The 9,848-nt window shown below is 75.8% G+C and carries 9 protein-coding genes; 3 read left to right on the forward strand and 6 right to left on the reverse strand.

Annotation, left to right across the window (positions count from 1 at the left end):
* On the reverse strand, positions 1–628 hold a 628-nt coding region (locus E1182_RS26295; RefSeq protein WP_243706425.1), incomplete at its 3' end, for a MerR family transcriptional regulator.
* 59 nt (positions 629–687) lie between these two features.
* A complete protein-coding gene (locus E1182_RS26300) occupies positions 688–1,869 on the reverse strand; it encodes a trans-acting enoyl reductase family protein (protein ID WP_132270189.1) in 1,182 nt (393 codons plus the stop codon).
* Positions 1,870–1,991: 122 nt separating this feature from the next.
* On the opposite strand from E1182_RS26300, the gene E1182_RS26305 reads away from it, so the two are divergent.
* Entirely contained in the window at positions 1,992–4,763 is a 2,772-nt protein-coding gene (locus E1182_RS26305) for a LuxR C-terminal-related transcriptional regulator (protein WP_132270192.1), read from the forward strand.
* Between the two features lie 21 nt (positions 4,764–4,784).
* On the opposite strand, the gene E1182_RS26310 is transcribed toward E1182_RS26305, so the two are convergent.
* Positions 4,785–5,333, reverse strand: coding sequence for a DsbA family protein (locus tag E1182_RS26310; protein WP_132270194.1), 549 nt, complete (start codon positions 5,331–5,333; stop codon positions 4,785–4,787).
* Between the two features lie 119 nt (positions 5,334–5,452).
* The gene (locus tag E1182_RS26315; protein ID WP_132270197.1) at positions 5,453–6,133 is read right to left on the reverse strand and encodes a BON domain-containing protein; all 681 of its coding nucleotides are present in this window, start codon (positions 6,131–6,133) and stop codon (positions 5,453–5,455) included.
* A gap of 129 nt (positions 6,134–6,262) precedes the next feature.
* On the opposite strand from E1182_RS26315, the gene E1182_RS26320 reads away from it, so the two are divergent.
* Complete coding sequence (locus tag E1182_RS26320; RefSeq protein ID WP_207921523.1) at positions 6,263–8,005, forward strand: hypothetical protein; 1,743 nt, start codon at positions 6,263–6,265, stop codon at positions 8,003–8,005.
* A 160-nt stretch (positions 8,006–8,165) separates the two neighbouring features.
* The gene (locus E1182_RS26325) at positions 8,166–8,696 is read left to right on the forward strand and encodes a cellulose binding domain-containing protein (protein ID WP_132270199.1); all 531 of its coding nucleotides are present in this window, start codon (positions 8,166–8,168) and stop codon (positions 8,694–8,696) included.
* Between the two features lie 134 nt (positions 8,697–8,830).
* Here the strand turns inward: E1182_RS26325 and E1182_RS26330 are convergent, their stop codons facing one another.
* Both E1182_RS26330 and E1182_RS31305 read right to left on the reverse strand, forming a co-directional pair.
* On the reverse strand, positions 8,831–9,232 hold the full coding sequence (locus E1182_RS26330) for a hypothetical protein (protein WP_132270201.1): 402 nt from the start codon (positions 9,230–9,232) through the stop codon (positions 8,831–8,833).
* Positions 9,233–9,534: 302 nt separating this feature from the next.
* Positions 9,535–9,678: a hypothetical protein gene (locus E1182_RS31305; RefSeq protein ID WP_165942724.1), complete on the reverse strand. Its 144-nt coding sequence runs from the start codon at positions 9,676–9,678 to the stop codon at positions 9,535–9,537.
* Between the last annotated feature and the right edge of the window lie 170 nt (positions 9,679–9,848).

Consider the following 9,848-nt stretch of genomic DNA (forward strand, 5'->3'; position numbering starts at 1 on the left):
CCCCGGCCCCGGGTGCGTCGGCTTCGGCCCGGGAGGACAGCAGGGTCCGGATTCGGTCGACGGCGGCGACCGGGAGCAACGCTCGCGCCGCCGGCCCGTCGACCGTCCCGGCGGCGCGGGCCACCGCCAGCCGGTGCCGGTCGGTGGCGACCAGCCGTACGCCGTCGGGCTCGACGTCGAACAGCACGCCGGACAACACCGGCAAACCCGGGTCGTCGCCCACCGCGAAGCGGACGGCGTCGACCGCGGCGGCCAGTGCCGCGCGGGACAGCAACACCCGCGTCGTCGCCGTGCCCTCCTCGGGGCCGAGCAGGGCACGCACCCGGGACAGCTCCCGGCGGGCGTCGGCCAGGCCGTCCTCCAGCCGACGCAGGTGCGCGTCGAGCAGCCGCCCGACCACCGCCGGCTCGTGCCGGTGCCGCAGCGCCAGGCCGATCTCGGCCAACGGCAGCCCCACCCGGCGCAGCCCGGCCACCAACCGGGCCGGCGCCACCTGCTCCCCGGTGTACCAGCGGTAGCCGGTCACCGGGTCGACCAGGGCGGGGGTCAGCACCTGGCACCGGTCATAGAAGCGCAGGGCGCTGACCGTCAGGCCGCTGGCGCGGGCCAGCTCGCCGATGCTGCGCAGTTCGCTCTCCACCCCGGGAATCCTGCCGCCTCAACCAGGTCGAGGGTCAAGCGCACCGGTCAGCCCCGCTGTGCCACCATCCGGAACGTCAGGCCCGCCGCCACCAGGCGGCCCAGCAGCACGTCGCCCATCGCGGTGACCGGGGTGACCTGACCGCAGGTGGGCGGCAGATCGTCCAGCGCCAGGCAGAGCGCCGACTCGGCGAGCATCTTGGCGGTCTCGTCGTACCCCGGGTCGCCGCCGGCCACCTCGGTCTGCACCGTACGGCCCCCGGCGGAACCGACGAAGCGGACCGTGAACCACGACCTCGCCCGCTCCTCGGCGCTCGGCCCCTGCCCGGAGGAGAGCCGGCCGAGCAGCCAGCGCCGGGTCGGCGGCAGCTTCACCAGCCCGACCAGCCCGGCCATGCCGACGCCGGCGGCGACGACGGTGGGCAGCCGCCTCAGCGCCGCGAAGTGCCGGTAGCGGAAGTCCGGGCCGTACTCGGGGCGGGCCGCCGCGGACCGGCGTACCACCTGCGGGTCGATGGTGGGCAGCGGCACCACCCAGCCGTCGATCTCCGTCGAACGGCCCACCCTGCCCGGCACCGCGCGGACCCGGCGACCCGGTGGACGGGGCTCCACCGCCCGGCGGGCCTTCGCCGCCCGGCTCGTCTCGGCCATGCGGGAGAACGCGATCAGCGCCGAGTGGTACGTCCCGGCGGAGAACTTCCCACCAGCCCGGACGAAACCGTCGACGGTCACCGGCCCGTCGGTGGGCAGCTGCTTGAGGGTGTACCAGACGCCCATGTCGTGCGGGATCGAGTCGAAACCGCAGGCGTGCACCAGTCGGGCCCCGGTGCGGACCGCCTCGGCGTGGTGCCGCACGTACATCAGGTCGACGAACTCCGGCTCGCCGGTGATGTCGACGTAGTCGGTGCCGGCCGCCGCGCACGCGGCCACCAGCGGCTCCCCATGGTGCACGTACGGCCCCACGGTGGTGGCGACCACCCGGGCGCTGTCCGCCACCGCTTGCAGGGAGGCGGCGTCGGTGACGTCGGCGGCGAGCAGCGGAAGCTCGGCCAGCGCCGGGTCGATGTCGGCGAGCCGGTCGCGGACCGCCGCCAGCTTCGTCGGGTTACGTCCGGCCAGCGCCCAGCGCAGCCCGGCCGGCGCGCGCCGGGCCAGGTACCCGGCGGTCAGACCACCGGTGAAGCCGGTCGCGCCGAACAGGACAAGGTCGTACGAACGGTCGTGGCGCATCCACCGAGTCTGCACCCCGGCCCGGTTCGGGTGAACCGGGCTCCCCCCGAAGGGGTGAACCGGCGTGCGCGGGGTAACCGCCGGCGACCGGGGAAGGAACGCGTCCGACGGGGGTGGCACCGATGCCGCAGAGCCGCAGCAGCAACCGGATCACCGAGGCGCACCCGGAGCCGCCGCTGCTCGCCTCCCGGCTCACCCCGCCGGCCCTGCCGGAGCCGCTGCTGTGGCGGCCCCGGCTGGCCGACCGCCTCGACGCCGCCACCGCCGGCCCGGTCACGCTGGTGCGGGCCCCTGCCGGCTGGGGCAAGACTACCCTCCTCGCCGCGTGGGCACGGGCCGGCCGCGACCACCGCGACGATGCCGGCGACGCCGCGGCCCGGCCGGACCCGGTCGCGGCACCGCCGGGACCGGCCTGGGTACAGGCCGAGCAGGGCGACAGCGGGGAGCGGCTGTGGGCGTACCTGGCGGCGGCGTTGCGCGGCACGCCCGGGTGGACATCCGGGCCGCCCGTACCGCCCAGCACCCCGTGCCCCGACCAGCTGGAACCGCTCGCCGCCGCGCTGGCCGCCCGTGAGCAGCCGGTGCTGCTGATCCTCGACGACCTGCACCGGGTCGCCGACCCGGCCGCGCTGACCGGGTTGGAGTTCCTGCTGCGGCACACCGACGGGCGGCTGCGGCTGGTCGCCGGGACCCGGGGCGAGCTGCCGCAGCCGCTGCACCGGCTGCGGCTGGCCGGAGAGCTGACCGAGATCGGCCCGCAGGAGCTGGCCTTCACCGTCGACGAGGTCGCCGACCTGCTGGTCGCGCACGGCACCCCGCTGCCCTGCGCGGCGGTCACCCGACTGCGGGAGCGTACCGGCGGCTGGCCCGCCGGCCTGCGGTTCGCCGCGCTGGCCGCCCACGGCCACCCCGACCCGGAACGCTGGGCCGACCGGTTCGGTGGCGACCAGCCGGAGGTCGCCGCGTACCTGCGGGCGGAGGTGCTGGACGGGTTGCCGTCGACGGCGCGGGAACTGCTGCGCCGTACCGCGGTCAGCCCGGCCGTGCGGGCGGACCTGGCCGACGTGCTGACCGGCCGGGGCGACGGCGGGCAGGTGCTGGCCGAGCTGGCCCGCGACGGCGGCTTCCTGCACACCGACGACAGCGACCCGCCCTGGTACCGGCCCCACCCTCTGCTGGCCGACCTGCTCCGCGACGAGCTGGGCGGGCTGGACGAGCGGGACCGGCGGGACCTGCACCGGCGGGCCGCCGGCTGGTACGCCGACCAGGACCGCCCGGCCGAGGCGCTGCGGCACGCGCTGGCCGGCGGCGAGTGGGACCGGGCCACCGGACTGCTGCTCACCGACTGGCCGGAACTCGTCCCGTACGACCGGGGGGCCCCGACCGGCCCGGCACCCGCGCCGCCCGCGGCGGAGGAGGTCCGCCGCGACCCGGAGCTGGGCCTGGCCTGCGCCGCCGAGCGGGCGTACGCCGGTGACGCGGAGACCGCCGCCGCGCGGCTGCGCGACGCCGTGGCGGCGGCGGGGTCGCTGCCCGCCCCGCGCCGGGACCGGTTCCGCCGGCTGGCCACCGCCCTGGAGCTCACCCTGGCCCGCCTCGCCGGCGACCACGCGGAGGTACGCGCCGCCGCGGCTCGGCTGCTCGCCACCGCCACGCCGTCCGGCCCGGCGGGCCCGGCCGGCGGCGGTGCGGGTGCCCCGGCACCGGATCCGCGGACCCGGGCCGGCGAGGACGCCGACGTACGGGCGGTGGCCGGGACGGCGCTCGGCCTGACCGACCTCGCCGAGGGCGACCTGCGGGCCGCGACGGTCCGGCTCACCGAGGCGTACGACGCCGCGCGGCACAGCGACCGGCCGCGTACGGTGCTGGTCTGCGCCGCCCGGCTGGCCCTGCTGCACGCCCTGGCCGGGCAGCTGCGGGCCGCCGAGCGGACCGCCCGGGCGGCCCTGGACCTGCCGCCGTGCCAGGGCTGGTCGAGCCGCCTCGAGTGCGCCCACGCCCACCTGGCGCTGGCGCTGGTGGCCCTGTACCGCGACCAGCCGGAGGAGGTCGCCGCCCGGCTGGCGCTCACCGGCGCGGTCGCCGGGGAGCCGACGGCCGGCGCCGCCGCGACGCTGTGCCGGGCCGCGCTGCTGCGCGACGCCGGCCAGGCCGCCGCCGCGACCCAACTGGTGGCCGGGACGAGGATGCAGGGACCGCCCGACGGGGAGCTCGGCGACCGGCTGCTCGCCCTGGAGGCGGGCCTGCGCGGCGAACAGGCAGACGTGGACACCGCCCGGGGGTTGCTCGCCGACCGGGCCCGGGAACCCGACCCGGCGCCGGTGCTGGCGTTGGCGCTGGCCCGGGTGGAGCTGCGGGCCGGCGACACCCGGGCCGCCGGGTACGCCCTGCCGGAATGGGACGGCCCGGCCGCCGAGGCTTGGCCGCTGCCGGTACGCCTCGCCGCCGGGGTGCTGGACGCCGTACTGGCCCGACAGCACGGCGACGACCGGCGTGCGGGCCGGCTGCTGGAACGGGTGCTCGACCTTGCCGCGCCGGAGGGCCACCGGCGGGTCTTCACCCGCGCCGAGCCGGCGGTGCGGGACCTGCTCGCCGCGCACCTCGATTCCGGCACGGCTCACTGGCCGACCGTGAGTGACCTGCTGCGGGGGGCCGGGGAACCGGTTGAGTCGGGGCCGGACGGGGCGGTCCGGGCGCTGGACGAGCCGTTGACCGAGCGGGAGCTGACCGTCCTGCGCTACCTGCAGAGCATCCTGTCCAACGTGGAGATCGCCAGCGAGCTGTCCCTGTCGGTCAACACGGTGAAGACCCACGTACGCAACATCTACCGCAAGCTCGACGCGACCCGCCGTCGCGAGGCGGTCCGCCGGGCCCGCGAGCTGCGTTTGATCTGAGCCTCGGCGGGCGGCGCACGGTCAGCCGCTGGCCGCCGCGTCCACCGCTGTCAGCAGCTCCGGCAGGTCGTACCCGCCCTCGTGGCAGACGTCGTTGACGAACAGGGTGGGAGTGCCGTTCACCCCGCTGCGGATCCCGCCGACGAAGTCGCGGCGCACCCGGTCGGCGTACGCCTGGCGCTCGACCTCCGCGCCGATCTCGTCGGGCGGCAACCCGAGCTGCTCCACGCCGAGCGACAGGTGCACCGGGTCGAGCTGGTCCTGGTGCTCGAAGAGCCAGTCGTGCATCGCCCAGAACCGGCCCCGCCGCCCGGCCGCCTCGGCGACCTCCGCCGCGGCCTCCGCGTACGGGTGCACGTTGGCGATGGGGAAGTGCCGGTAGACCAGACGGACGACGTCGGCCCGCTGACGCAGCATCTCGGCCAGGTTCTGGTGCGTCGCCCCGCAGTAACGGCACTGGAAGTCGCCGTACTGCACGACGGTGACCGGCGCGTCCGTCGGCCCACGGACGTGGTCGGTGTCATCCACCGGCACCCGCAGTCGGGCGGTGACCTGCAACGGCGTGATCATCCGGCCACCGCCTGCCGCGACCCGGGCAGCCCGTCGGAATCGGTCATGAGCCCAGCGTGCCGCCGTGGCGGGTGAGAGCGGATCACCCGCCCCGGGTGGTCCCGGCGTGGCCGGGGGCCTCAGCCGGTCACCGTGACGTGGTTGTGCACCTCCCGGATGCCGGGGGCGGACCAGATGATCCGTTCCACCTCGTCCCGCTCGGTCACCGAGTGCACCTGCCCGTCGACGACCGCCGTGTCGCCGTACACCTGGATGCTGACCCGGTCCGGTTCGGTGGCGCCGCTGCGGACCAGCGCGTCGACGATCCGCTCGGGCAGTTCGTCGCCGCCAGGCCGGCTCGCCGGCTGCACGGTGATCCCGTTGCTCACCCCGCGTACGCCGGTCAACCGCCCCACCACCCGCTCAGCGGCCCGGCGCTGGTACTCCCACTCGACGGGGCCGCGCAGCGTCACCCGGCCGTCGGCGACGGTCACCTCCAGGTTCTCCACCGGCACGAAGGCGTCCCACTCCAGGGCCCGCTCGGCGGCCAGGGCGATCTCCGCGTCGGTGCGCTGCGCCGACGGGGCGATCCGCACGCCGAGGTCGTTGGCGACGGCCCGCACCCGGGCCACCCGGTGCGCGGCCCGTTCCGCCGCCCACCTGGCCGCGTAGCTGTCGACCCAGCCGGTCAGCGTCACCACGCCCTCGGTGACGATCACCCCCACCCCGGTCGGGCTCACCCGGGGATCCCAGGTCAGCTCGTCGAGCACGTCGTTGCGGAGGTCCTGGTCGGTGCGGGTGACGCTGGTCGCGGTGGCCATGCGCGTACTCCCTTCCGGGTCGGGCGTGGGCGGGCGGACGTCCCGCCGACTGCGAGGCTGCCGCCGCGGGGGGTGAGTCGCCCTCGCCCGACGGGGGTGACACGATCTGGCGACCGGTCGGGAGGGGGGATGGACGTGAAGCGGGCTCGGAGGGTGGCCCGCCGCGCCGCCCGCGGGTCGTGGCGGGCGGCGCGGCACGAGTGGACCCTCGTCGTCCTGGTCGCGCTGCTGCTGGCTGTGGCGATGACCTGGCCGACGCTGCGCGACCCGGCCGGCACCCTTCCGCAGGACACCGGCGACCCCACGTTGCAGGCGTGGCAGATCGCCTGGGGTGGGCACGCCATGGCGACCGATCCGGCGCGCGTCTGGCACTCGAACACGTTCTTCCCCGAGCCGTACACCTACGCCTACTCCGACACGCTGCTCGGGTTCGCCCCGTTCGGCATGGTCGGCCAGGGACCGGTGGCGGCCGTGGTCCGCTACAACCTGCTGTACGTGCTGACCCACGCGCTGGCGTTCGTCGGGGCGTACGCGCTGGCGCGGCAACTGGGAGCCGGACGGGCGGGGGCCGCGGTGGCCGGGGCCTCCTTCGCGTACGCGCCCTGGAAGCTGGCCCAGGCGGGGCACCTGCACGTGCTCTGCGTGGGCGGTATCGCGCTGGCGTTGGCCATGCTCGCCCGGGGGCACGGCTGGTCGCTGCGGCACGGGTACCGGCCGGACCGGGTCCGGCCCGGCTGGGCGGGGGCCGGCTGGGCGGTCGCCGCCTGGCAGGTCACGCTCGGCTTCGGCATCGGGCTGGCCTTCGCGTACGTCCTGGCGCTGCTGGCCCTCGCCGCCACCACCGGGTACCTGCGAGCCTGGTGGCGCTGGGGTGCCCGGCCGACGGTCCCGCCCGGACTGTTCCTGGCCGACCTGGCCGGCGTCACCGGGTTCGCCGGGGTGACCCTGCTGATGGCCGCGCCCTATTTCGAGGTGGTGGCCCGTCACCCGGCCGGGCGGCGGACGGTGGCGCAGGTCGAGATGTTCTCCCCGCCGCTGCGGGGTTTCCTGACCGCGCCGCCGGAGTCCTGGCTGTGGGGTGGGCGGCACCAGGCGGCCCGGGAGACCCTGGGGTTTCCCGGGGAGATGACCCTGCTGCCCGGGGTGGTGCTGGGCGCGCTCGCCCTGGCCGGGCTGGTCTTCTCCGCCTGGCGGCTGCAGCACCGGCTGGTGTTGGCAGCCGGGGTGGGGGTCAGCCTGGCCCTGGCGGCGGGCACCACGTTCGGCGGGGACGGTGACCCCGGCTACGTCACCCTGGTACGGCACGTCCCCGGCTGGGACGGCATCCGCACCCCGGGGCGGTTGGTGCTCTGGACGACGCTGCTGCTGGGCATCCTGGCCGCCGGCGCGTTGACCGTGCACGAGAACGGCCCGCCCCGGCGGGGCTGGCGGCGCTGGGGCCCGGCGGTGCTGGTGTTGCCGCTGCTGCTGGTGCTGGTCGAGGGCGTGAACCGGACACCGCACGTGCCGGCGCCGGCCGCCCCGGCGGCGCTGCGCGGCGTACCGGACCCGGTGCTGGTGCTGCCGTTGGGCGGTTCGCGGGACTACCACGTGATGCTCTGGTCCACCGACGGCTTCCCGCGCACCGTCAACGGTCTCGCCTCGTTCGTGCCGGCAAGCCAGGAACGGATCCGGGTCATGAGCCTCGGTTTCCCGGACGCCGCCTCGGTGGCGTACCTGCGCTCGGTGGGGGTGCGCACGGTGGTGCTGCTGCCCGGGTACGCCGCCGGAACCCCCTGGGGCGACGCCGCCGGACGACCGGTCGACGGGTTGGGAATCCGCCGCGAGCAGCTCGCCGACGCGGTGGTCTACCACCTCGACCCGAAGGGCTGACCGGGAGCGCTTCCGCACCTGCCGTCCCGCCCGTTACCGTGGACTTCTTCCTCGGCAGCGGGAGCCAGCGTGCCGGCGGGGAGCCAGGGCAGCTCTCCGCACCGTCGACGCTTCGCGGCGTCGTATCCAGCTCACCTGGCATCCCCGAGAGGAACCGCAGATGCGGAGCAGTCTCGCCGGCGCGGTCACGTCCGTGCTCGCCGCCGCCCTGGCCATCCAGATCGCCGTCGTACCGTCCACACCGGCCGCCGCCGAGCCGTACTCCGGGGCTGACGGTGGTCGCCCGGCCGCCATGCCGGCCCCGATGACGACCTCGCCCGGTCCGTCGCCCAGCTCGCCCACGGCCCCGACCCCGTCGCTGACGACGCCCGTCCCGGCGGGGGCCTGTACGGCCACCTACCAGGTGATCAGCTCCTGGCCGGAGGGCTTCTACGCGCAGGTGGACGTCCGCAACAACAGCGGCTCCCACACCGTCGGTTGGTCGGTGGCCTGGAGGTACCTGCACGGGCAGCGGATCACCCACCTGTGGGGCGGCATCCTCCGCCAGGAGGGAGACCGGGTGGGGGTCGGGCACGCGGACTGGAACGGCGTCCTCGCCCCGGGCGGCACCACCAGCTTCGGCTTCATCGGCAGCTGGACCGGCAGCAACCCGACGCCCAGTATCGTCACCTGTACCGCCTGGTTCCGCTGACCGGGCGGCCCCGGCAATCGTCCGGCGGTTGCCGGGGCGCGGCAGGAAGCTCATGGTGAGGACGACGAGCGATCTTGGCGACCTGCTGTTCCTGGGCGACGAGGTGGCAGGAACTCGCGGCGTCAGACCCGGGCTCAGCTGTCCAGGTCGGCGGGGGAGTTGGGTCGGTCCACGTCGACGAACTCGATGTCGTCCACGTCCCGATCCGCCCGGCTGCCGGCGGCCCGGGCTGCGGTGCCGGCGGCCCAGCCGATCGCGGCACCGGCCAGCGCGGCGCTGATCAGCAGCGTCCACGGCAGGGCCGGGCGTCGGCCGGCGAGCGCGTCGAAGGCGAGCGTGGCGCGGCGTCGGGCCTCGTCCGCTGCGGAGCCGACGACGTCGCCGGCCTCGGAGAGGTGAGCGCCCTCCCGTACCGACGTCGCGGCGTCCCGGACGCTGTCGCCGGCCGACCCGACCGCCGCGAGAAGCTGCTGCCACGCCTGGTCGGCGATCCGTTCCGGCTTGCTGCGGCGCTCCAGCAGGTTGCTGCCGAACATGTGTTGCCTCCTCCGGTGCCGAAGATCTGCGGCCACTTGGGTGGTCGACGTGCTACGGCACGTCACGGTCCGCCTGTGACCGCCAGTGCCCCACCCGTCCAATTCCCAAACCACCGCACCGGCAGTGACGCCCGGCCGCGCCTACCCGGCGTTCTGCCTGCCCGGTGCTTTGCCTGCCCGGCTGCGCCAGGTCGCGGTGTCCTTCGGTACGGACATCGCAACCTGGCGCACATCGAGCACGCCTCCCGCGGGTCTTCTCGGGCACGCTGCCGGGACCGTGTCACCGAGTGGGGTCCGTCGGGTCAGGTAAGGCGGACCACGGCGGCGGCGCGGGCGAAGTCGTCGCCGTCGTCATCATCGTCATCATCCCCGCCGCCGAAGCCGCAGGCCAGTACCAGGGCGAGCAGCGCGCCCACCCCGGCCAGACCGAGCAGTTTCTTGATCATTGAAAGTCCCTTCGTCGTGGCTGCTGTTGCCGAGGGTAGATAGGCCGGGCAAATCCGACGCGGCAGGTGCGAATCACCCCTTCGCGGCGTCCGAGGGTGGGAGGCAGGCCGCGGGGCGCGCCCGGGGATCGGGTGCGGTATCGGGTGGACAGGGGCGGTTAGGCTGGGGC

Origin of the sequence: Micromonospora sp. KC721 (genome assembly GCF_004348355.1) — a bacterium.
In the GTDB taxonomy this organism is placed as follows: domain Bacteria; phylum Actinomycetota; class Actinomycetes; order Mycobacteriales; family Micromonosporaceae; genus Micromonospora.

Excerpts from the sequence above, each read along its gene's own strand:
- E1182_RS26300 (WP_132270189.1), bottom strand. The coding sequence starts at position 1,869 with ATGCGCCACGACCGTTCGTACGACCTTGTCCTGTTCGGCGCGACCGGC.
- E1182_RS26305 (WP_132270192.1), top strand. The coding sequence starts at position 1,992 with ATGCCGCAGAGCCGCAGCAGCAACCGGATCACCGAGGCGCACCCGGAG.
- E1182_RS26310 (WP_132270194.1), bottom strand. The coding sequence starts at position 5,333 with ATGATCACGCCGTTGCAGGTCACCGCCCGACTGCGGGTGCCGGTGGAT.
- E1182_RS26315 (WP_132270197.1), bottom strand. The coding sequence starts at position 6,133 with ATGGCCACCGCGACCAGCGTCACCCGCACCGACCAGGACCTCCGCAAC.
- E1182_RS26320 (WP_207921523.1), top strand. The coding sequence starts at position 6,263 with ATGGACGTGAAGCGGGCTCGGAGGGTGGCCCGCCGCGCCGCCCGCGGG.
- E1182_RS26325 (WP_132270199.1), top strand. The coding sequence starts at position 8,166 with ATGCGGAGCAGTCTCGCCGGCGCGGTCACGTCCGTGCTCGCCGCCGCC.
- E1182_RS26330 (WP_132270201.1), bottom strand. The coding sequence starts at position 9,232 with ATGTTCGGCAGCAACCTGCTGGAGCGCCGCAGCAAGCCGGAACGGATC.
- E1182_RS31305 (WP_165942724.1), bottom strand. The coding sequence starts at position 9,678 with ATGATCAAGAAACTGCTCGGTCTGGCCGGGGTGGGCGCGCTGCTCGCC.